This is a genomic window from Romboutsia sp. 13368, assembly GCF_018336475.1.
In the GTDB taxonomy this organism is placed as follows: Bacteria; Bacillota; Clostridia; order Peptostreptococcales; family Peptostreptococcaceae; genus Romboutsia.
In genome coordinates this window covers 1168949-1169156 of record NZ_CP048741.1, presented here as the reverse complement: position 1 = coordinate 1169156, position 208 = coordinate 1168949, and the positions used below count along the sequence as shown (strand labels likewise).

The 208-nt window shown below is 33.2% G+C and carries 1 protein-coding gene; it reads right to left on the bottom strand.

Features of this window, described 5'->3' with window-relative positions; translation table 11 throughout:
* On the bottom strand, positions 1 to 208 hold a 208-nt coding region (locus tag G3997_RS04765), incomplete at both ends, for a DUF3780 domain-containing protein (RefSeq protein ID WP_296649381.1).

Genomic DNA, 208 nt, shown 5'->3' with positions numbered 1-208 from the left:
TTTATAGCTCTTCTCCAACCATTTCTATCATAAGCTCCACCTGTTGCTGCATTAGTCANNGTGTATAACCACCATCTTTCAGCTATATCAAGTCCTAACCAATTTCTTATAGCMGTATTTATAACATTATTTTTGCAATCTTCTATGGACCATACAAGTAAAAGTAATTCTTTTCCTAATAATCTATCTACAGGGTTATCTCCAACTT